At 42.3% G+C, this 22,334-nt stretch carries 22 protein-coding genes and 2 other annotated features (1 of these 24 running past the window's edge); of the genes, 4 read left to right on the forward strand and 18 right to left on the reverse strand.

Annotation, left to right across the window (positions count from 1 at the left end):
- Positions 1-5: 5 nt before the first annotated feature.
- From polX to zapA, 3 genes are all read right to left on the reverse strand, one after another.
- Positions 6-1,718 (reverse strand): DNA polymerase/3'-5' exonuclease PolX, encoded by a 1,713-nt coding sequence (gene polX / locus MHI33_RS15715; protein ID WP_340912468.1) that lies wholly within the window; start codon positions 1,716-1,718, stop codon positions 6-8.
- Between the two features lie 114 nt (positions 1,719-1,832).
- Positions 1,833-2,366 carry a CvpA family protein gene (locus MHI33_RS15720; RefSeq protein WP_003216761.1) on the reverse strand — a complete coding sequence of 178 codons (534 nt, stop codon included), beginning with the start codon at positions 2,364-2,366 and terminating at the stop codon, positions 1,833-1,835.
- A 7-nt stretch (positions 2,367-2,373) separates the two neighbouring features.
- On the reverse strand, positions 2,374-2,640 hold the full coding sequence (gene zapA, locus MHI33_RS15725; protein ID WP_044139945.1) for a cell division protein ZapA: 267 nt from the start codon (positions 2,638-2,640) through the stop codon (positions 2,374-2,376).
- Positions 2,641-2,774: 134 nt separating this feature from the next.
- On the opposite strand from zapA, the gene rnhC reads away from it, so the two are divergent.
- Positions 2,775-3,698 (forward strand): ribonuclease HIII, encoded by a 924-nt coding sequence (rnhC, locus tag MHI33_RS15730; RefSeq protein WP_340912472.1) that lies wholly within the window; start codon positions 2,775-2,777, stop codon positions 3,696-3,698.
- Positions 3,699-3,736: 38 nt separating this feature from the next.
- On the opposite strand, the gene pheT is transcribed toward rnhC, so the two are convergent.
- The 3 genes from pheT to MHI33_RS15745 form a co-directional block, all read right to left on the reverse strand.
- The gene (gene pheT, locus MHI33_RS15735; RefSeq protein ID WP_340912473.1) at positions 3,737-6,151 is read right to left on the reverse strand and encodes a phenylalanine--tRNA ligase subunit beta; all 2,415 of its coding nucleotides are present in this window, start codon (positions 6,149-6,151) and stop codon (positions 3,737-3,739) included.
- 15 nt (positions 6,152-6,166) lie between these two features.
- Positions 6,167-7,201, reverse strand: coding sequence for a phenylalanine--tRNA ligase subunit alpha (pheS, locus tag MHI33_RS15740; protein WP_044139943.1), 1,035 nt, complete (start codon positions 7,199-7,201; stop codon positions 6,167-6,169).
- A 376-nt stretch (positions 7,202-7,577) separates the two neighbouring features.
- On the reverse strand, positions 7,578-8,321 hold the full coding sequence (locus tag MHI33_RS15745; RefSeq protein ID WP_044139942.1) for a TrmH family RNA methyltransferase: 744 nt from the start codon (positions 8,319-8,321) through the stop codon (positions 7,578-7,580).
- A gap of 113 nt (positions 8,322-8,434) precedes the next feature.
- Between MHI33_RS15745 and sspI the strand changes: the two genes are divergently transcribed.
- Positions 8,435-8,656, forward strand: coding sequence for a small acid-soluble spore protein SspI (gene sspI / locus MHI33_RS15750; protein WP_003216243.1), 222 nt, complete (start codon positions 8,435-8,437; stop codon positions 8,654-8,656).
- A gap of 41 nt (positions 8,657-8,697) precedes the next feature.
- On the opposite strand, the gene cstA is transcribed toward sspI, so the two are convergent.
- Both cstA and MHI33_RS15760 read right to left on the reverse strand, forming a co-directional pair.
- Entirely contained in the window at positions 8,698-10,494 is a 1,797-nt protein-coding gene (gene cstA / locus MHI33_RS15755; protein WP_340912477.1) for a carbon starvation protein CstA, read from the reverse strand.
- Positions 10,495-10,846: 352 nt separating this feature from the next.
- Positions 10,847-11,935, reverse strand: a complete 1,089-nt coding sequence (locus MHI33_RS15760) for a M42 family metallopeptidase (protein ID WP_050943605.1) — start codon at positions 11,933-11,935, stop codon at positions 10,847-10,849.
- Positions 11,936-12,114: 179 nt separating this feature from the next.
- Here MHI33_RS15760 and MHI33_RS15765 point away from each other — a divergent pair, with 179 nt between their 5' ends.
- Positions 12,115-12,519, forward strand: coding sequence for a hypothetical protein (locus MHI33_RS15765; protein WP_044139939.1), 405 nt, complete (start codon positions 12,115-12,117; stop codon positions 12,517-12,519).
- 17 nt (positions 12,520-12,536) lie between these two features.
- Here MHI33_RS15765 and MHI33_RS15770 read toward each other — a convergent pair whose 3' ends face one another.
- The 8 genes from MHI33_RS15770 to MHI33_RS15805 all read right to left on the reverse strand — a co-directional run bounded on the left by MHI33_RS15770 (position 12,537) and on the right by MHI33_RS15805 (position 18,112).
- Positions 12,537-12,803 carry a DUF1294 domain-containing protein gene (locus MHI33_RS15770; protein ID WP_044139938.1) on the reverse strand — a complete coding sequence of 89 codons (267 nt, stop codon included), beginning with the start codon at positions 12,801-12,803 and terminating at the stop codon, positions 12,537-12,539.
- A 63-nt stretch (positions 12,804-12,866) separates the two neighbouring features.
- The gene (gene rplT, locus MHI33_RS15775; RefSeq protein WP_003216409.1) at positions 12,867-13,226 is read right to left on the reverse strand and encodes a 50S ribosomal protein L20; all 360 of its coding nucleotides are present in this window, start codon (positions 13,224-13,226) and stop codon (positions 12,867-12,869) included.
- Positions 13,227-13,257: 31 nt separating this feature from the next.
- Positions 13,258-13,458, reverse strand: a complete 201-nt coding sequence (rpmI, locus tag MHI33_RS15780) for a 50S ribosomal protein L35 (RefSeq protein WP_003216324.1) — start codon at positions 13,456-13,458, stop codon at positions 13,258-13,260.
- A 24-nt stretch (positions 13,459-13,482) separates the two neighbouring features.
- Positions 13,483-13,998, reverse strand: coding sequence for a translation initiation factor IF-3 (gene infC / locus MHI33_RS15785; protein ID WP_044139937.1), 516 nt, complete (start codon positions 13,996-13,998; stop codon positions 13,483-13,485).
- A 71-nt stretch (positions 13,999-14,069) separates the two neighbouring features.
- Positions 14,070-14,201 (reverse strand) — a sequence feature (ribosomal protein L20 leader region).
- Positions 14,202-14,330: 129 nt separating this feature from the next.
- On the reverse strand, positions 14,331-15,026 hold the full coding sequence (gene lrgB, locus MHI33_RS15790; RefSeq protein WP_170966027.1) for an antiholin-like protein LrgB: 696 nt from the start codon (positions 15,024-15,026) through the stop codon (positions 14,331-14,333).
- A gap of 14 nt (positions 15,027-15,040) precedes the next feature.
- The gene (gene lrgA / locus MHI33_RS15795) at positions 15,041-15,484 is read right to left on the reverse strand and encodes an antiholin-like murein hydrolase modulator LrgA (RefSeq protein ID WP_003216712.1); all 444 of its coding nucleotides are present in this window, start codon (positions 15,482-15,484) and stop codon (positions 15,041-15,043) included.
- Between the two features lie 136 nt (positions 15,485-15,620).
- Entirely contained in the window at positions 15,621-16,358 is a 738-nt protein-coding gene (locus MHI33_RS15800) for a LytR/AlgR family response regulator transcription factor (protein WP_340912483.1), read from the reverse strand.
- Positions 16,355-18,112, reverse strand: a complete 1,758-nt coding sequence (locus MHI33_RS15805) for a sensor histidine kinase (protein ID WP_065098567.1) — start codon at positions 18,110-18,112, stop codon at positions 16,355-16,357. The genes MHI33_RS15800 and MHI33_RS15805 overlap by 4 nt, the downstream gene beginning before the upstream one ends.
- Before the next feature lie 175 nt (positions 18,113-18,287).
- Here MHI33_RS15805 and MHI33_RS15810 point away from each other — a divergent pair, with 175 nt between their 5' ends.
- Entirely contained in the window at positions 18,288-19,067 is a 780-nt protein-coding gene (locus MHI33_RS15810) for an HAD family hydrolase (protein ID WP_061409040.1), read from the forward strand.
- A gap of 53 nt (positions 19,068-19,120) precedes the next feature.
- On the opposite strand, the gene MHI33_RS15815 is transcribed toward MHI33_RS15810, so the two are convergent.
- Both MHI33_RS15815 and thrS read right to left on the reverse strand, forming a co-directional pair.
- The gene (locus MHI33_RS15815; protein ID WP_340912489.1) at positions 19,121-20,041 is read right to left on the reverse strand and encodes a methyl-accepting chemotaxis protein; all 921 of its coding nucleotides are present in this window, start codon (positions 20,039-20,041) and stop codon (positions 19,121-19,123) included.
- A 170-nt stretch (positions 20,042-20,211) separates the two neighbouring features.
- Positions 20,212-22,152 (reverse strand): threonine--tRNA ligase, encoded by a 1,941-nt coding sequence (gene thrS / locus MHI33_RS15820; protein WP_340912491.1) that lies wholly within the window; start codon positions 22,150-22,152, stop codon positions 20,212-20,214.
- Between the two features lie 45 nt (positions 22,153-22,197).
- Positions 22,198-22,334 (reverse strand) — a binding site (T-box leader) (it continues 111 nt past the right edge of the window).

Below are 22,334 nucleotides of genomic sequence, written 5' to 3' on the forward strand. Positions count from 1 at the left end.
AACGACTACCTGTCACGCGTTAAAAACTTTTTGATCTCGTTTAGAGTAAAAGTATTCACGACATTTTCTTTTGGTGTCCAGCCCTTTCTTGCAGCTGTTACACCGACTTCCATATGTTCCAGCATGGCGATGTTGTGCGCATCTGTATTGATCATGATGTGCACACCCGCTTCATTTGCTTTGATTAAATGCTCTGTTTTCAAATCAAGTCTTGACGGATTACTGTTGAGCTCAAGTGCAGTGCCTGTTTTCTTCGCAAGCTCTATGAGCTGATCTATATTTAAGGCATAGCCATCCCGTCTGCCGATCAAACGGCCTGTTGGATGTGCAATTAAATCGACATGCTGATTACGCAAGGCATTTTCAAGGCGTTCCATAATGACTTCTTCCGGCTGAGAGAAGCTAGAATGGATAGACGCAATGACAAAATCCATGTCTTTTAAAAAGTCATCATCATAATCTAACGATCCATCCGGCAGGATATCCATTTCGACCCCTTTGAAAATGTGAAAATGCTCGAATTCCTGATTAATCTTATCAATTTCTTTTGCTTGCAGACGCAAACGTTCTTTTGTTAAACCGTTTGCTACTTTTAAATATTGCGAGTGGTCTGTAATCGCCATGTATTCATAGCCTTTGGCGATACATGCTTCCGCCATTTCACGAATAGAGAATGCTCCGTCACTCCATGTCGAGTGCATATGAAGGTCGCCTTTAATATCTTTCAGTTCTACAAACTGCATACTTTCTTTATACGTATCAATCTCCGCTCCGGTTTCACGAATTTCTGGCGGAATGAGCGGAAGTTGAAAATGTGCATAAAAAGCGCTTTCGTCTTCAAACGTTTTTACTTCTCCAGTTTCAATTGTTTCCACACCATATTCGCTAATGCGCTCTCCGCGTTCCTTCGCAAGCTGACGCATTCGAATATTGTGATCTTTTGAGCCAGTGAAATGGTGCAGCGTAGTTGCGAATTGGTCTACTGTCACAAGCCGGAAGTCGACACTGATCTCAAAATCAAGGGCAAGCACAACAGATACCTTCGTATCACCGCTTGCGATAACATCTTTGACATCATCAAGTGCAACGAGCTGCTCTCTAACTTGCTCAGGATTGTCTGTTGCAATGATATAATCTAAATCTTTGACGGTTTCGCGTGCACGTCTTAAACTGCCGGCTCTTGAAAAACGGATGATACCTTTCATCTCTTCAAGCGCATAATCAATCCGCTCTGCCACATCTAATGCAAAGCCAATTGGCAGTCGTTCCGGCTGCTTTCCTGCTTCCTCAAGCGCTGCGAGAATCTTTTCTTCTGTTTTTTTGCCGAAGCCAGCAAGCGCTTGTACCTTTTCCGCTTCGCATGCTTCTTTTAGAGATTGCGCATCATGGACGCCAAGCTCTTGGTAAAGCTTAGCGATCTTCTTCCCGCCGAGTCCTGGTAATTTCAAAAGCGGGACAAGTCCTTCGGGCACTTCCGTTTTTAATTGTTCGAGTGTTTCTGATTTTCCTTTTTCGATATACTCAGTGATCACAGCAAAGGTTCCTTTTCCAATGCCAGGTAATGCTAATAGATCATCTATTTGAGAAAGGCTGCGGTCATCTTGCTCCAGTGCCGCTGCTGCTTTACGAAAGGCAGAAATCTTAAAAGGATTATCTCCTTTTAGCTCCATATATACTGCAATTGTTTCAAGAAGTTTGATAATATCTTTTTTATTCATCTCTCATCCTCCAGCCGCTTTGGCATCTTCCTTTATAAATATACAAACTTTTCCTTCATCCTACAACTTTCTGTCATGGAATGAGAAAAAACTTCTCCAAGAAAGGAGAAGTTTTTAAACTCCATACGTCGTCCATAAGTCTTTGACAAGACCGGACAGATAAGGGGTGTTGCTTACGATCGCATCTGCTAATATGGATTTACTCAACATTGTTTGCAGTGCATCGACTGGAAGTAATGCAGCGACAAACAAGAGAATAAATACAAATAGATAGGTTTCAAGAAATCCTAAAACACCGCCAAGCAGTTTGTTGACCTGCTTAATCACAGGTATACTTGCAATGGTTGTGAGCAATCCGCCAATGATGGCGAGCAGGATTTTGGTCAAGATAAACAGAATGATAAACGCAATGGTATTATAATAAGCTGTTTCTAGATTCCCACTAAAGAAAGCGAGCTGCGCTTGACCGCCGCTAAAATTAGGTGCTGGAATCCACGTAAGCTGTGGTGCAAGTGACTGATAAAACATGGAAGCCACTAAGATAGAAACAACAAAGCTGATCAATTTAATAAATTGAAGAATAAACCCGCGTTTTAGACCGACAAGCGTTCCCATAAGAAGCAAAAACAAAATGATGATATCGATCACGGTAATTTCATTCCTTTTCTTTAAGCTGAATCTCTAGTTTTTCGTATTGCTCTTTTAATTTCATGTAGTCGTGGACGACATTGACTGCTGTCAGTACAGCTAATTTGTTTATATCAAGGTATGGGTTTTTTTCATTTATTTCTCTCATTTTATCATCAACAATTGAAGCAACGTGTCGCATATGCATCTTCGTTTCTTGACCGATGATCGTAAAGGACTGTCCGTAAATCTCAACTGTTGTTTTTGTTGTTTTCGTTTTACCGCCGTCAGACAACGTTTCTCCTCCATTCCACGAGAATCCTAGTCTCTATCATAACATGTTTAGACATTGAATGGAAAGACGAGCCCTTCCCTGTTATGGTACACTTTAGAAATCAATGATATCAAGGTAAAAAGGAGTTATCCACTGTGCCCCAATCCGTCTTAAAAGCAACATCAGAAGACCTTAAAAAAATGAAGAGCGTGTATGCGCACCACTTAACTGATACGTTACCACCAGGTGCCCTTTTTCAAGCAAAGGTCTCTGGCTGTACAATTACAGCCTATCGATCTGGAAAAGTGCTGTTTCAAGGACAAAAGGCTGAAGCTGAAGCTAGTCAATTCAGCCATTTAAAAGCAGCTGATACGAAAAGCCCAAAAGCACCGGCTGTCACAAAATATAGTCCGCCGTCAGAGATTGCTTCTATGTCCGTCATCGGTTCAGATGAAGTAGGAACAGGTGATTATTTTGGACCGATGACGGTCTGTGCCGCTTATGTTGATGCCAGCCAGCTTGCTCTTATGAAAGAGCTTGGCGTAAAAGACTCAAAAGGTCTAAAAGACCCGCAGATTATCAATATTGCCAAAGATCTCATCAAAACCATTCCGTTCAGCCTTCTTGTGCTCCGAAATGAAAAGTACAATGCGATGCAGGAAAAGGGCATGAGCCAAGGGAAAATGAAGGCGCTTCTTCATAACCAAGTCATCACCTCTGTGCTAGAGAAATTAGACGGGAAGCAGCCTGAAGCTATTTTGATTGACCAATTTGCAGAACCGGGTATTTATTTCAAGCATCTTGCTGGGAAAAAAATCATTCGGGAGCGGACGTACTTTAGCACAAAAGCAGAAGGCATTCATTTGTCAGTTGCTGCGGCTTCCATTATTGCAAGGTACGCTTTTTTAATTGAAATGGATAAGTTATCTAAAGCAGCTGGGTTTGACATTCCAAAAGGAGCCGGTCCTCATGTGGACAAGGCGGCTGCAAAGCTCATCAAGCTGCACGGCGAAGAGGCTTTACGTCAATTTACAAAACTGCATTTTGCCAACACACAAAAAGCGAAAAAATGGCTATAAAAAAGAGCTAGGCCCATGTGGCCTTAGCTCTTTTTTCTTTAACCGCGCAAGACGGCTTGATACGTATCTTCTAATGCTTTCAATACGTTTGTATGAACAGCCGTGACTTCTTCCTCTGTCAATGTTTGTTCCGGATTTAGATATTGGAGAGAGAATGCAACAGATTTTTTGCCTTCTTCCATATGTTCACCTTCATACACATCAAAGACGGATAGGTCTGTCAGTAAATCCCCGCCTGCCTCATAGATGACGCGCTCCAGCTGTCCGCTTGAGATATTCTGATCTACAACAAGTGCAATATCTCTTGTCACAGCAGGGAATCTCGGAATCGCTGTATATTTCATATCCTTCGATTCAGACGTCATCACATCTGTCAAATCAAACTCGAAGACATATGTTTCTTTTAAATCTAATTCCTTTTCAATGACTGGATGAAGTGCAGCAACAAACCCAATGACTTTTCCATTTAAATGAACATCTGCTGTTCGACCTGGGTGAAGACCCTCACGCTCTGCTTGAACATATGTGATTTGGTCTGATACACCAAGTTTTTCAAATAGACCTTCTGCAATTCCTTTCGCTACATAAAAATCGACGGCTTTTTTCTCGCCCTGCCAAAGATTTTTATGCCATAAGCCTGTCAGCGCACCAGCGACATGCTCTTTTTCCACCGGTTTTGCTCCTTCAGCTTCTGCTAAGAACACAGAACCCGTTTCATAAAAACCAAATGAATCAGCTTGTCTTGCCAAGTTATATGCAACAGAATCAAGTAAGTTTGGCAGAAGACTTTGTCTAAGCACACTTCGTTCTTCACTCATTGGCAGGGAAAGTCTCGTTTTATAAGCTGGATTCAGTGCAAAAGCTGTAGACTTATGCTGATTTGTCAATGAATACGTGATCGCTTGAGAAAGACCTGCGCCTTCTAAGAAGCGTCTCACCTTTCTGCGCTTCACTTGGTATGGCGTGAGACCGCCAACTGTACCAGCTGTCGCAGGCAGTGTAGACGGGATATTATCGTAGCCGTATAATCTCGCAACTTCTTCAATGAGATCTTCTTCAATCGTGATATCCATTCTACGAGAAGGAACGGTTACGACAAGAACGTCATTTGATTCGCCCACTGTAAAGCCCAGTTTGTTGAAAATTTGAATCATATCTTCTTTTGAAATGCTCATGCCAAGCACCTTGTTCACACGCTCAGTGGATACGTGGATGACATTCATACTTGTTTCAAGGTGGTTTTCCTCCACAGTCCCGCTTAGCACTTCACCGCCTGCATAGATGCTGATCAATTGCGCTGCTCTTTCGGCTGCAGACTTCGTACGCTGCGGATCAAGTCCTTTTTCAAATCGTGTGCTTGATTCACTGCGAAGCCCCAAGTCTCTAGATGCTTGACGGACTGTTTGACCGTTGAAATATGCCGCTTCTAAAAGAATCGTTGTCGTTTCATCACGCACCTCTGATTCAAGACCGCCCATGACGCCTGCGACAGCGTGCGCTTTCGTTCCGTTAGTGATCACAAGATGCTTTGATGAAAGTGTACGTTCTTGCTCATCAAGTGTTTGAATGCTTTCGCTATCAGTCGCTTTACGTACGACCACTTGCTTTGAACCAAAGCGGTCATAATCAAACGCATGAAGCGGCTGACCGTATTCAAGCAGTACAAAGTTCGTAATATCGACGACGTTGTTAATTGGGCGAATGCCTGCATTCATCAATCTTGTTTGAATCCAAAGCGGTGCTGGTCCAATCTTTACATGTTTAATGATCTTCGCTGCATAAAGTGGATTCGCTTCTTGATCCTCAATTTTCACCGAAATATAGTCTGCTGCTTTTTCTGAAGACGTGTTATGTGCTGTATCAGGAAGTTTGATGTCTTTCCCTAAGATGGCTGCAACCTCATAGGCGACACCTAGCATATTCAGGGCATCCGCACGGTTTGGCGTTAAGCCAAGCTCAAGTACCGCATCGTCTAATTGAAGTGCCTGAAGGGCATCATCTCCGGGTTTGACGTCATTTGGGAAAACAAAAATACCTTCTGCATATTCCTTTGGTACGAGTTTGCTTTCGACACCTAATTCTTGCAGAGAACAAATCATGCCATGAGACTCTTCGCCGCGCAGCTTTGCTTTTTTAATTTTAAAGTTCCCAGGAAGGACTGCGCCAACCGTTGCGACAGCCACATATTGTCCTTTATCCACATTCGGAGCTCCGCAAATAATTTGAACCGGTTCGTCTTCTCCGATATCCACGAGACATTTGTTTAATTTGTCGGCATTCGGGTGCTGTTCTCGCTCCACGACGTGTCCAACGACAACTCCTTTAATGCCTTCGCCTTTATATTCAACGGCTTCCACTTCAATTCCGCTTCTTGTGATTTTTTCTGCTAATTCATCCGGCTGAATGCCTTCTAAATCGACATAGTCTTCTAACCATTTATATGAAACAAACATGTTGATTTCCTCCTCTTAGTCCTGCTTGAATTGCTTTGTGAATCTAATATCATTTGTGTAGAAATGGCGAATATCATCAATGCCGTATTTGAGCATTGCAATCCGTTCAACACCCATTCCAAAAGCAAAGCCTTGGTAAGTTTCTGGATCAAATCCGCTCATCTTCAGGACATTTGGATGAACCATCCCAGCTCCTAAAATTTCAATCCAGCCTGTTCCTTTACATACAGAACAGCCTTTTCCTCCGCATTTAAAGCAAGACACATCCACTTCGACAGATGGTTCTGTGAATGGGAAAAAGCTTGGACGCAGTCTAATTTCACGATCTTCACCAAACATTTTTCTCGCCACTGTCTCTAGCGTACCTTTTAGATCACTCATACTAATATTGTGATCGACAACAAGCCCTTCAATCTGCATGAATTGATGTGAATGAGTCGCGTCATCACTGTCTCGTCTATATACTTTCCCAGGGCAGATGATCTTCACAGGACCTTGTCCTTTATATTTTTCAAGTGTACGTGCTTGAACTGGTGACGTTTGTGTTCTGAGTAGTGTATCCTCGGTAATATAGAAGCTGTCCTGCATATCACGTGCCGGATGCTCCTTTGGAAGATTCAGCGCTTCAAAGTTATAATAATCCGTTTCGACCTCAGGACCTTCCTCAACGGTATAGCCCATACCAATAAATAAATCTTCAATATCTTCGACAACAATCGTTAATGGATGTCTTGCCCCTATTTTGATTGGGCTTGCTGGCAATGTAACATCGATCGTTTGAGACGCAAGTTTCTTCTTCACTTCTTCTTTTTCCAGCTGTTCATTTTTTTCAGCAATAGCACCAGCAATCTGCTCTCTCACTTCGTTTGCGAGTGCGCCCATTTTTGGTCTTTCTTCTGCGGACAGCTTGCCCATTCCGCGAAGCACCTCTGTGATCGGCCCTTTTTTCCCTAAATATTGAACACGAATGTCATTGACTTCTTTGAGCGAGCTAGCTGCTTCAACCTTCGCTATCGCTTCTAATTCAAGCTGTTTTAACGTTTCTTGCATGAGTGTAATCCTCCTTTTGATATACAAAACCGTCTGGATAAACGGCTGTTTGATCGTTTGAAGACAATAAAAAAACCCGTCCCTCTAAAAAAGAAGGGACGAGTTGTGGTCGCGGTACCACCCTTGTTAAGCACAAATACATGTGCGAATAAGCTTCATTGACATAACGGAATCAAACGAATCCGGTTCACCTTTACGCAAAACTTGCGGTCCCGGTGACAACTCCAGAGGTGAATTCCTGTTTCAGCATTCCTTAAATGCACTTTCAGTCTACGATGCATTCTCCCTATCAGGCCGCTCTTTGAAACAATCTTCCTCTATCATGGTTTTTAAAATATTAGTTTCATTATAGTGAAAATGAGCGCATGATGCAACACTATCCACGCAAATGATAGACAAGAACAGCTGCTGCAACAGCCACATTTAATGATTCTGCCTGTCCATACATTGGCACATATAAATTGTGGTCTGTCATTTGCAGAATCTCTGGGTTTATACCCGCACCTTCATTGCCCACAATTAATGCAAACGAACCTTCTGCCGTTACGCTTCTATACGCTTTCGCATTGTTTAGAGCACTTCCGTATACAGGAATGCCTTGCTCCTTACATACTGGTATGGTCTGCTGAAGGCTTTGCTTTAAAATGGGCAGGTGGAAATGCGACCCTTGTGCGGAACGGAGCGTTTTTCCGTTAAACGCATCAACTGTTCCATCGCCTAAGATCACAGCATCAAGTCCAGCGGCATCTGCTGTCCGAATGAGTGTGCCTAGATTCCCTGGGTCCTGCACTGCATCTAATAGAAGAAGTCGTTCATACTTCTTTTCTTCAAATACAGGAACTGTACAAACTGCCGCGATGTGCTGAGGCGTTTCCGTTTCGGTCATGGCAGAAAAGGCTTCCTCGCTCAGTTCATACAGTTCAATGTCCGGATCAATATGAGAAGGAAGCTTATCAGGCGATGTGACCATTAATTCTTTCACAACTCCGCTCTTCAATGCTTCTTCCACTAAGTGGATTCCCTCCACGAGAAACAGCCCCGTTTTCGTTCGTTCTTTTTTCGTATGGAGCTTTTTCCACTGTTTAATGTTTGTGTTTTTAGCAGATTCTATATATTTCAAGCGACTTTAACTCCTTTAAATATCATGAATTTATTATATCTCATGCACACTACATAATAAACCTGTCTTTGAGACAGAATAGGGCTATTACCATCAAAAAAGGAGTGTGGGCAATGGATTTTAATTTAAGAGGCGCAGTCATTCAAAACATCACTGGCCATAATCAAGAGCAGCTTGAGCATACGATTTTAGATGCCATTCAAAGCGGTGAGGAAAAAATGCTGCCAGGCCTTGGCGTGTTGTTCGAAGTGCTATGGCAAGAAGCATCAGAAAACGAGAAAAATGAGATTCTTGAAACATTAGAGCAAGGCTTAAAGCCTCATCAACAGCAATAAAAGAAGCCGGTTTGCTTATCATAGCAAACCGGCTTTTTCATTTAGCCAGTGATCGGTGTTTCCATCCGAAGCGCTGGATCACGCCAAATGTCGACCCATTTTTTAATCGCAAACACAATAATCACAAATCCTAAGATCAACATAATGATTGATAGCACCGCATTCAGCACGCTGTAACCTGATGCCTCGGGATTAAGGTATACATTTGCTACCATCCAATAGCCCGCATAATTCACTGTCACATATAAGTAAGCAAGTGGAATTAAACAAGTCAGCATATATCGCCTTTTATCTGCAATTTTTAATACAACGGTTGCTCCGATGATGAGACCGACCGATGCCATTAACTGGTTTGACACCCCAAACAGCGCCCAAATGGACCCGATGTCTCCAGAGTAAAGCAAGTAGCCCCACATAAAACAAGCAAGCGCACTTGCGAACACCGACCCAGGGACCCAGTCATTTCGTTTAAGCGGTTTATAAGCTTCGCCAAAGAAGTCTTGAATTAAATAACGTGCCACACGTGTCCCTGCATCAATAGCGGTTAAAATAAAAACAGCTTCAAACATAATGACGAATTGGAAAAAATAAGACGCCAAATGACCAAAGAACGGAATTCCTGTAAAGATATACGCCATCCCTACAGCTAATGTCACAGCTCCACCCGTTCTTCCTTCTAAATCAAGACCAATTTCCTTACTCAGCTGCGGAAGGTTCTCGACACTCATCCCGAGTGTTCTGAACACTTCTGGCGTACTGTTTATCGCAAAATAATCGCCTGGATGAAGAGCCGTAGCGGCAATTAACGCCATAATTCCAACTAGACATTCTACTAGCATTGCGCCAAAAGCGACAGGCTTCATATCGCTCCAGCGGTCAAGCATCTTAGGCGTTGTCCCAGATCCAACAAATGCGTGGAAACCAGATATGGCCCCGCAAGCAATGGTAATCGAAATAAAAGGCCAGACAGGACCAGCTAAAACAGGACCTCCTCCATTCACAAACTCCGTAAAGGCTGGGAATTGAATCGTTGGATTGACGACAAAGATTCCAGCAATCAATGCGATAAAAACACCTATTTTCATAAAGCTGCTTAAATAATCCCTCGGTGCGAGCAGCAGCCAAACCGGCAATGCCGCAGCAAAAAAAGCGTAGACCGGCAAGGCAAGAGCAAGCGTTTTTGTATCAAGTGTTAAAAGATCGCCAAGTGCCGTTCCTTGAATATTCGGCCCAAGGAATACGCCAACCATCAGCAAAATAAATCCCGCAGTTGTGGCCTGTTTTAAATTGCCTGTCCTTTTATAATAAAGACCAACCCCCATCGCAATTGGAATCGTGATTCCGACTGCAAATGTCCCCCAAGGGTTACGTTCTAACGCATGAAGCACAACCATAGACAAACCTGCCATTGTGATCGTAATGATAAACAGCATCGCAAGCCCTGTACAAAATCCTGCGACAGGTCCTAGCTCTTCCTTCGCTACCTCTGATAACGATTTCCCCTTTTTTCGCATCGACGCAAATAAGACGACAAGATCATGTACAGCTCCGCCAATCACTGCGCCAATTAACAGCCAAAGGAGACCCGGTAAATACCCGAATTGTGCGGCTAAAATCGGACCCACTAATGGGCCGGCAGCTGCAATCGCAGCAAAGTGATGCCCAAATGTGACCCATTTATTAGTTGGCACATAATCCTTCCCGTCTTCTAATGTGTGAGCTGGTGTAGGATGATCGTCTGTCACCTTTAAGACCTTGACCATCATAAATGTGCCATAAAGACGATAGGCAATCGCTAAAATACACATAGATGCTATGACAATTGTAATCGCATTCATTTAACCTTCCCCTTTGCACAAACAATTTGTTACAAATATAACATAAATTGATTGATTTTTCTCTCTTTTAAAACCAAGTTGACAAATAAGAATAATGTGTTTATTCTTAAGGTAGCTTCACCTACTTCCATAAACTCTCTTTTGACAGGGCATTCTTTAGGCTCTGTCCTTTTTATTGCTTTCATCTTACAAAAATAAAAGCCAGATCACATGTGCCTTATTCACTAGAATATTTTTTCTTCTTCTGCCAAAAACAGTTCTTTTGGCGTAACTTAAAATGACAGTTCATTTCCTGGGAAATTCAATCAAATAAAAAAAGCCCTTCCCCTATACTGAGGAAAGGCTTTCTTACTTAAGAACCGTACGTGATCTGCTCAACCGTTTTTTGATCAAGTCTTTTGATCACTTCTGTTAAAAGCTTCACTGCATTTTCATAATCATCTCGGTGAATCATCGCTGCATGGGTATGAATATATCTGCTTGGTATCCCGATCGATAGTGATGGCACACCATGACCTGTTAAATGGATACCGCCAGCATCTGTCCCGCCGCCAGGCATGGAGTCGTATTGGTAAGGAATGTTCAATTCGTCCGCTGTTTGGACAACAAAATCCCGAAGCCCTTTATGAGATACCATCGAAGCATCAAATACAACAATCGTTGGCCCTTTGCCAAGTTTGCTTGTTGCTTCTTTTTCAGTAATGCCCGGCGTGTCTCCTGCTACACCAACATCAATGGCAAATCCAATATCAGGCTGGATTGTAGCCGCTGCTGTTTTAGCCCCGCGCAGGCCAACTTCCTCTTGTACAGTTGCAACACTGTAAGCAATATTCTCATGCTGAGTATTGTGTAAGTTCTTCATGACATCAATCGCAACTGCACAGCCGATACGGTTGTCCCATGCTTTTGCAAGGAGCATTTTTTCATCATTCATCACTGTAAACTCAAAATAAGGGACGATTTGATCTCCAGGCAGAACGCCCCACTCCATTGCCTGTTCTTTGCTTGATGCACCGATATCAATAAACATATCTGTGATCTCAATCGATTTTTTTCGAGCTTCAGGTGACAAGACGTGCGGCGGCTTTGAGCCAATCACACCTGTAATGTCTCCCTTTTTCGTTACAATGGTCACACGCTGCGCGAGCATGACCTGTGACCACCATCCGCCGACAGTTTGGAAGCGAATGTAGCCTTTGTCATCAATTTTTGTCACCATGAATCCTACTTCATCTAAGTGACCAGCAAGCATAATTTTAGGTCCGTTTGCGTTTCCTTCCTTCTTAGCGATTAAGCTGCCAAGGCGGTCACTGGAGACTTCATCTGCATATGATTCTATGTATGTCTGCATGACTTTTTTGACATCACGTTCATTTCCTGGAATCCCTTTTGCATCCGTTAGGTCTTTCAGCATAGTTAATGTTTGATCTAGCTTTGTCATTCCATATATCCTCCTTTATCTTCATGGTGCATTCTTATTATACAAAACCTTTTTCGTTCAATACGATCTTTTTATGAATATTTTTTCGTTTTACGAAATATTTTTTTAAAAAAAGTTGAAACCTTTTGGCCTTTTCATTCGTAGTATATCAGATAACGGTATTGGAGGTGCATCCTGTCATGTTTGTAATCCTCATTAGACTAGCTCTTGTTGCACTGCTTGTCTACATCTTCTACATGGCGGTAAAATTCTTCTCAAATCCGAGAAGAAAGCTGAAACAAGCACAATTAAAAGAAGGCTTTTATTTTATGGACGAACAACAAAATGCACGTAAAAATTTTAATTTCGTCTATAAAGGTGTCTTGTTTGAAGGGGAGAAGCATGTTCCGTCTAAGGATCATCCTCTATTTGTCCACTCCATTTACGTTTGGACGGAGTCACCTGGGAAGCTAAGTGAATTTACATTAGAAGACTTTGAAAAATTGGAGGAAAACATTATCGAACGTTATCCTCAAACAAAAATTGATTGGGATCAGCCCATTAAAAAAATCAAACAAAAAAAAGGAGCAGACACGCCGTCTTGATGGCGTCTGCTCCTTTTTCAGATGAACTTGATATATCCTAATATGATCAACTGCACCATGATTAACACTGGCATGCCAATTTGAAAGGCAGGATGCTTTGTTTTATGACGGAAATACTGCATCCCTAGATACGATCCGAAAGCCCCAAAAAGCACGGCAGCACTCCATAAGTGCGCCTCTGAAATTCTCCATTTATGCGCTTTTGCCCGGCGCTTGTCCTCTCCCATGAGAAAGAAACCATAGCCATTTACCAAAATGAGCAGCACAATCAACGCGATATTCATTCATTTCACCTCACATGATGAGCAAAAAAGATCATCCCTCGACGGAATGATCTTTTATATGACTTACTTGTCTAGTTGTGCTTTTGCAGCATCAGCAAGCTGATTGAATGCACTTAGGTCATTCACAGCAAGGTCAGCAAGCATTTTGCGGTTTACTTCGATACCAGAAAGCTTTAGACCATGCATTAAACGGCTGTAAGAAAGACCGTTCATACGAGCTGCAGCATTGATACGAGTGATCCATAGTTTACGGAAGTCACGTTTTTTCTGACGACGGTCACGGAAAGCGTAGTTTCCAGATTTCATCACCTGTTGGTTTGCTACTTTGTATAATCTATGTTTTGAACCGAAATAACCTTTTGCTAATTTAAGAACCTTTTTACGACGCTGACGCGACACAGTTCCGCCTTTTACTCTTGGCATTGTAATTCCCTCCTATGATTCCTATTCCAAATTACTTGATGTTTGCAAGTTGTTGTTTGATACGTTTGAAATCTCCAGCACTTACGATTGCGCTCTTACGCAATTTACGTTTTTGCTTTGTAGATTTGTTAGCGAACAGGTGACTTGTGTACGCATGAGAACGTTTAAGTTTACCAGAACCTGTTTTTTTGAAACGTTTAGCAGATCCGCGGTGAGTTTTCATTTTTGGCATTGGATATTTCCTCCCTCTGTTACTTTACTTTTCGACTTTTGGTGCAAGCATGAGGAACATGCTACGTCCGTCCATCTTAGGTTTTGTTTCTACTGTTGCTACTTCAGCGCAAGCTTCAGAGAAACGGTCTAACACGCGCTGTCCGATTTCTTTATGCGTAATCGCACGCCCTTTAAAGCGGATAGAAGCTTTCACTTTATCGCCCTTTTCAAGGAATTTGATTGCATTACGGAGCTTCGTATTAAAATCATGTTCATCAATTGTCGGGCTCAACCGAACTTCTTTTAAGCTAATGATTTTTTGATTCTTACGTGCCTCTTTATCCTTCTTCTGCTGTTCGAATCGGAACTTACCATAGTCCATGATTCGGCAAACAGGTGGTTTTGCATTTGCAGCAACTAACACAAGGTCAAGATTGGCTTTAGCAGCTATCTCCAGAGCTTCCTGGCGGGTTTTAATCCCCAGCTGATCGCCATTTTGTCCGATCAAACGAACTTCACGCGCACGAATACCTTCATTAACTAATTGATCTTTGCTAATAGTGAGCCACCTCCATGAGATTTTGAATTGAGTTCACAATTCATTTTGACCATTTCGTTGTATGTTTTACAGGCAAACAAAAAGTGTGGGCATATAAAACACCCACACTGCGAACATTTGCATGAAAAAATAAATGTACGGTCAACCTGTCAACTACAAACACGTGTCAATCAGGTGAGAAGCGGGTGCTTCTGCTTGTGATATCTATTCAATTCGTTAATAATTCTACACAATTTTCATTTGTCCGTCAAGTAAGCGAACTCTTGAAACAACTTTTTCATTTTAGCATGATTAAACGAATTGGGCAAGGCTTTTTCAAAACAATGACGCCATCAAAGAATGAATTGCATAAAGATTGGGATGACAATGACGGTCACAACTCCTACGACCACAACGGCGATACTTGCCATGGCCGCTTCTACTTCTCCCATCTCAATCCCAACAGAGACGCCAAGTGCATGTCCTGATGTACCGAGTGCAAGCCCTTTTGCCACTGGATTTTTAATTCGAAACCATTTTAAGAAGAAAGCACCTAGTGCATACACAATGACTGCATTAAATATGACCGCAAAGGCTGTGATATCTGCAATTCCGCCAATATCCTTTGCAATCGGAAGAGCAATCGCTGTCGTCGCTGCCTGTGGGAGCATACTTTTCATTACAGCCGCATCAAGATGAATTCCTTTTGCTACAACATACACAATTGTAATGGAGCAAAGTGACCCTACAAAAATAGCGGATAAAATCTGCCACCAATATTTTTTAAGCAATGCGCGCTGCTTATAAAGCGGAATAGCGAAAGCAATCGTCGCAGGCTCTAAGAAAAACTTGATAATCTTGCCGCCCTCATTATAATCTGCATAGGAAAAACCGCCAATTTTTAAAAATAAAATACCTAACACCATGGCCACAAAAAGTGGTGTGAATAAGAAGAAGCCTTTTGATTTTTTAAATAAGAATGTACCGATTCCAAAGGCGACCAATGAGACGACTATACCAAAATAAGGACTCATCGTACTTGTACCCATCCTGCATCTCTCCTTTAATGCGTACTTGAAGCTGGTTTATTAGAATGAGAAGGAGTCGATTTGCTCTCCTTTGTCTCTTTACGTTTCTGTGGTTTGTCTGATAATTGCATGAGAAGCTGCGTGAATAGCCCTGTCGCTGCTAGTAACATAATCGTTGCAATGATAATGACACCGACGACTTGCACACCTACTTCTTGCATGACACCTAGTGATTGAATAACCGAGATACCAGAGGGAACAAATAGAAAGCTAATGAGCCCTGTCAATGATGTACCTAATTGCTCCACTTGCTCCAGTTTGACGATTTTCGTTGTCAGCAAAACAAATAATAGAACCAGACCAATCACAGATGCAGGCATCGGAATTGGTAAATACATTGAAATGAGATTAGAAACGAACATTACGGTTGCAAAGATAAATGCTTGAGATAGAAATCCATATACTTTAGTGGCACTCATGCCCCTTCACCTCTTTCTTCGACTGCCCTCAGTATACGGCATGAAATAAATGAATGAAGCGTTTACAATCAAACTCGCCGAATTCAATGAATGAAATGCAGAAAACGAGTATTGAAATACAAATAAAAAAGCCGTCCTATTCTAGCAGGAGCGACTTCTTTAGTTCTTTGGCGTAAGTGCGGCTGACAGGAATAATCGACCCGTCTGTCATATGTAGATTATACGTCGAATTAAACCACGGCTGTACTTCTTTCATATGAGAGGTGTTCGCGATATAACTTCGATGAACCCTCATAAAGTAAGCCTCAGGGAGTTTCTTTTCAATGACCACAAGCGGTTCTGTGACCTCATACATGTGATCCTTTGTTTTCACGACCTTTTTCCCCTCACTGAGCCCTACATACATGATCTCTTCTACTTGCAGAATGACAATTGAGTCATCAACTGAAATGGCTAGCTTTTGCTGATGGGGGATTTTCTCATCTGACAGCTGGTGGTCTTGCGTCTCAACAGATTTCCACTTTTTAAACTTTTGGATCGTTTGCAAAAGCCGTTCTTCATCAAATGGTTTTGTTAAATAATCAAGCGCACTGACCTCAAACGCCTTCAGCGCATACTGATCAAATGCTGTCGCAAATACAATCGCTGGCGGATCAGACATCCGGTTGAGCCTTTTGGCAATATCAAATCCATTTTCACCTGATAAATCAATGTCTAAAAAGAGCAGGTCCGGCTTATGATCCACCATCCGGTCAAAAGCAGATTCTATATTTTCTGCTTCCTCTATTTGAACATCCTCTTTCGTTCTGCGTAATAAGTATTTTAATTCGTCTCTTGCTAACACTTCATCATCTACGATTAATACGTTTATCAACGAAAATCATCCTTTTTTACATAGTCCATTGGAATGCGAAATGAGATGTCAGTGCCTTGACCGCTATGAATAGATAGAGCGGCTTGTCTGCCAAAAATCCCTCTTAACCGCTGATCTAAATTAAAAAGAGCCGTACCTGTTCCTTCTTTGGATTCAACAGGCGCTTTTAATAGCTGAGCCATCTTGTCATTCTCGATTCCCTGTCCATTATCCGTCACTTTCATATTGACATGCCCATCTTTCATCACAGCGGATACGATGACTTCACAGCTCGTTTGATGTTTAGGAAAAGCGTGTCTCACTGCATTTTCAACAAGCACCTGAAGCACAAATGGCGGAATCATCACCTGCTCCAGCTCCTTTTCAATTTGAAAGGTCACATGGTATTTATTTGGAAATCTCGCTTGTTCAAGTGACAAATATGCTTCTACATGCTGAATTTCTTTATGAAGTGGAATGAGCAGCTGGCGGGCGCCTTGCAAATTGGATCGAAAATAAATACTCAGTTGCAGTAGCAGCTTCCTAGCCATCTCTACGTTCGTTCTACACAAGACAGAGATGGTATTAATGGCGTTAAATAAAAAGTGCGGATTCACTTGCGCTTGAAGCGCTTTGATCTCTGCATCTTTTAGCAGACGGCTTTGGGTTTCTGCCTCCCCAAGCTCAAGCTGTGTGGAAAACAGCATTGCCAGGCCTTCTGCAAGCTCCTCTTCCACCCTGCTTAATCCGACCGGAGAATTGAAATACATTTTTAACGTTCCGATCGTTTGACCATTGGAGGTAAGGGGCAGCACAATCGCCGCTTGAAGCGGGCAATGGGTGACTGAACAATTGATTTCATCTTTCGAATGTGCCTTCATAATTTTGCCGCTCATCAATACTTGTTTCGACAGCCCTGTAATGAGGCTTTTCGATGGAATATGATGATCCGTCCCATCTCCAACATGCGCTAAAATCTTTTCTGTATCGGTTAAGGAGACCGCATCTGTTTCTGTTAATCGATGAATGATCTCCGCCACGCTTTTACATGACTGTTCATTTAACCCTTGGCGGAAGAAAGGCAGCGTTTGATCAGCGATTGAAAATACACGGTGTGTCTGCATCGCCTTTGCCTGCTCTTCTTGCCTAATGACTGACTGTAAAATCGATAAAAAGATAAAGCTGCCAATTCCATTCACAAAAATCATCGGCAAAGCAATGATACTCACAAGCCCCCAGGCATCAGCAAATGGTCTTGCAAATAGAAGAATAATGATCATTTGCAAGGATTCCATTGCCACACCAAAAAGTGCGGCTTGGCGAGGTGTCACCATTCGATTCTTCCGCTTAAACCTGCTGCCGACATAGCCAGCAATCACACCGGCTAAAATCGAAGAAATCGCACAGCTGAGTGCCGTGCTTCCTCCTAATGAATAGCGATGAATCCCAGCTAGAAGCCCTGCACCAATGCCAACAAATGGCCCTCCTATTAATCCGCCCATTTCGATTCCCATGATTCTCGTATTGGCAATTGAGCTTGACGAGCCGAGATGATAGGAAAACTCATGATTCATGACCATCTGCTGCTGGATTTCAATTCCTGTATAATTGCTGATAATACTAAAAGAAGCAAAAATAAAGACAAGAACTGCCTTTTTTCGAAACCCTTCATTATGAAGCAATAGATTGCGAAAGCCCTTCACATGTGCAAGCACAAACCCTAAAATAACGATGATCCCAACACGCTCGATCATCATAATAATTAAATGAAGCAAACCTGCCACCTCAATTGATGTATGTATTATTTACTGTCTTTCTATTCTATCATGTGCGGTCAATGTTCAAATATCTCTCAAATCTTTTCTTTATTGCCCTCATCTTCTATTGTAAAATGAACTTGAGCCGTCACTTGCAATTGAAGGTAACACATACATAACAAGGGAGAAGATCATGAAAGCCGTATTTTTCGATTTAGATGATACTTTGCTTTGGGATGAAAAAAGCATTCATACCACTTTTCAGGAAACATGCCGCGAAGCGGAAAAAAAATATGGACTGAATCCAGAAACATTTGAACAGATTGTTCGTGAAGAAGCAAGAAAGCTGTATTCGTCCTATGAAACATATGATTATACTGTCATGATCGGAATTAATCCTTTCGAAGGACTGTGGTCCAATTTTAGTGAACCGATTAGCGAAGGCTTTCAAAAATTGAATGCCCTTGCACCAGAGTACCGCAAGAACGCTTGGACCAATGGCTTAAAAGAAGCAGGAATTGACGATGAGGCATTTGGACAATATTTGGCTGATTTCTTTGCAGCCGAGCGGAGAAAACGCCCATTTGTCTATGAAGAAACGTACCCTGTTTTAGACCGTCTGAAAGGCAGCTATGAATTGCTCCTTTTAACAAACGGAGATCCTAGTCTTCAAAAAGAAAAACTAGCAGGTGTTCCTGAGCTTGCGCCTTATTTTAATGAAATTGTAATTTCAGGAGATTACGGGAAAGGCAAACCTGACCCTGGCATCTTTGAACACTGCCTTCAGCTGTTAAATCTAACAAAAGACGATGTGATCATGGTCGGAGACAATCCAAAAACAGATATTCTTGGGGCATCTCGAGCCGGGATTCAAACCGTTTGGATCAATCGGCATGGCAAAAAGAATGAAACAGATGTAACGCCAGATTATGAAATCAAAGACTTACATGAATTGTTTGATATATTAAAATAGAACACAAAAAACACCCTTTCCCTGACGAGATTGGGTGTTTTTGTGTGCTCAAACTACACAATGACCGCTAGACTTTGCGCTTGCTTGTCTAAGCTGCGGGCTGCTTCTCCTATATTTATAAATTCCTCGCTTGCCTGCTTCACAAGATCACGATTTGTAAACACGGTTGTCTTGGCCCGGCTCGTTCCGCTGCTGACCTTCTCTACTTCTGCATGAATCGCCTTTACATATTGATCTACTTTGACAATCGCTTCTTTTGAATTAGTTGCAAGCTTTCGAATTTCTGCCGCCACTACACTAAAGCCATTTCCATAGGAACCTGCATGGGCTGCTTCGAACGCCGCATTTAATGCAAGGAGCTGGGTTTGTGAGGAAATGCTGTTAATCGTTGTAGCGATGGAGCTGATGGACTCTACCTGCTCTGTTAATCCTTCTAGTAAGCTCATATTTTGATCTGTTTCGTTTGCTATATGATCAAAGGAGACATTGACTCTTTGACTATGCTGGATGCCCACTTCTGCTCGCTCCATTAATTTCGCAGACATCTCCTTTAAATCGTCTACGACCTGTTTCATCGTGTTTTCTCTTTCTGTTATGTCTGTTGCGACTTTCACAACACCCACTACGCGTTCCTCTTCATTGCGGACAGGTGTATATGTCGCTTCAAGCCATAAGCTGTCACCATTCTTCGTCGTCCGCTGCACCTTTTCCTGAAAGACTTGCCCCTCTTTCAAACGCTTCCAAAACATTTGATAGCTTGCGTGTTCTGCAATATGAGGAGGACAAAACTGTCTATGTTTTAAACCAATCATCTCTTGCTTTGAATAGCCCATGGCTTTTGCAAAAATATCATTGACCCATAGGACTTCACCTGTCACATCAAATTCAATCATCGCCAGTGAGTGTTCCAATGCACGAAGTACTGCTGATCGCTCCAATACTTGTGATGATAAAGTGTTTGTTGTTTGCGTCATCGCTTTCATTCCCCCAATTTAACTCGAACCAATAGTACATACTTACCCATACTTTCGCACTATCTAAACGTATGATTCAAGGGACTGGATCACTAGTGGAGGATTTTCCCCAAAAAGAAAAAGCCAGTGATCTAAAGAGAAAGATCACTGGCTGCTTCGCTTGAAAAAGATTATTTTTTCGCTTCTGCTACTGCATGTTCCACAAAGGCTTCAAGATCCATTGTTTCTGAATCTTGCTCTCCGTATTTTCTTACATTGACTGCGCCATTTTCTGCTTCTTGATCTCCGACGACTAGCATGTATGGGATCTTTTGCATTTGCGCTTCTCTAATCTTGTATCCGATTTTTTCATCACGGCTGTCAAGCTCTACACGAAGACCTTCAAGCTGCAAACGTTCTTGTACTTTTTTCGCATAGTCTAAATGGACAGACGGTGAAACCGGTATGACTTGGAATTGTACAGGTGCCAGCCAAGTTGGAAGGGCTCCTTTGTATTCTTCAATTAAGAAGGCAACAAAACGCTCCATTGTAGAAACAACACCTCTATGAATCACGACTGGACGATGGTGCTTGCCATCTTCTCCGATATATGTGAGATCGAAGCGCTCTGGAAGTAAGAAATCAAGCTGTACAGTAGACAGTGTCTCTTCTTTTCCAAGAGCTGTCTTCACTTGAACGTCAAGCTTCGGACCATAAAATGCCGCTTCGCCTTCTGCCTCATAATAGTCATGACCAAGCTCGTCCATTGCATCCTTTAGCATCGATTGCGCTTTATTCCACATTGCATCATCGTCGAAATACTTCTCAGTATCTTCTGGATCACGGTAAGATAAGCGGAATGTGTAGTCATTCAAGCCAAAGTCTTGATACACTTCTTCAATTAGGCGAACTGTACGAATGAATTCGTCTTTGATTTGATCTGGACGTACAAAGATATGTGCATCGTTTAATGTCATACCGCGAACACGCTGAAGGCCAGATAAAGCACCTGACATTTCATAACGGTGCATTGTACCAAGCTCTGCAATACGAATTGGCAATTCGCGATAGCTATGCGGCTCGTTTTTGTAAATCATCATATGGTGAGGACAGTTCATCGGACGAAGAACAAGATCTTCGTTGTCCATTTCCATCACAGGGAACATGTCTTCTTGATAATGCGCCCAGTGCCCTGATGTTTTATACAATTCGACATTCGCAAGAACCGGTGTATACACATGCTCATAACCAAGTCGTACTTCTTTATCGACAATGTAACGCTCAATCACGCGGCGGATCGTTGCGCCTTTTGGCAGCCAAAGTGGTAGACCTTGACCTACCTTTTGAGAGTTCGCAAACAGTTTTAGCTCTTTTCCTAGTTTACGGTGATCGCGTTCTTTCGCTTCTTCAAGCAGGCGTAAGTGCTCATTTAGATCATCTTTGCTGAAGAAAGCTGTACCGTAAATACGCTGAAGCATTTGATTGTTGCTGTCACCTCTCCAGTATGCACCTGCAAGGCTTAACAGCTTAAACTCTTTGATTTTCCCTGTTGATGGCAAGTGAATGCCGCGGCAGAGGTCAAAGAATTCACCCTGCTCATAAATCGTAACAGCTTCACCTTCTGGAATTGCTTCTAACAGCTCAAGCTTTAATTGATCACCAATCGCTTCAAAGCGTTTTTTCGCTTCTTCTCTTGATACTTCAATTCGCTCGATTGGCAGATTGCTGTTAATGATTTTTTTCATTTCTTTTTCAATCTTTGGTAAATCTTCAGGTGTGATGGCAACATCGATGTCCACATCGTAGTAGAAGCCATTTTCAATCACAGGACCTACGCCAAACTGAACGTGATGCTCTTTTCCATACAGGCGTTTGATTGCCTGTGCTAGCAAATGAGCTGTGCTGTGGCGCATAATATCGAGTGCCTCATCACTTTTATCTGTGATGATCTCAATTGTTCCACTTTCTAGTAGCGGCGTACGCAGATCTATTTCTTTACCGTTCAATTTACCGGCAAGCGCTTTTTTCTTTAGGCCTGGGCTAATTGATGCCGCGATGTCTTCTGTTGTAGCTGTTTTGTCAAACTCCTTGACTGCTCCATCTGGAAATGTAAGTTGAATTTGTTCTGACATCTCTGGTCACTCCTTTTTTTGGCAATATAAAAACCCCGCCCCCTGGAAAGGGACGAGGTTGAATAAACGGAATCGTGGTTCCACCCTTTTTCCCGTATTTGCAGCTTTCTTTTTCATAAGCAAACACGGCTTGTGTTTCGATAACGGGAATTCCCGTCAGCCATTACTAAAACGTTCACAGC

The organism is Bacillus sp. FSL K6-2971, assembly GCF_038006405.1.
GTDB classification, from domain to species: Bacteria; Bacillota; Bacilli; order Bacillales; family Bacillaceae; genus Bacillus; species Bacillus pumilus.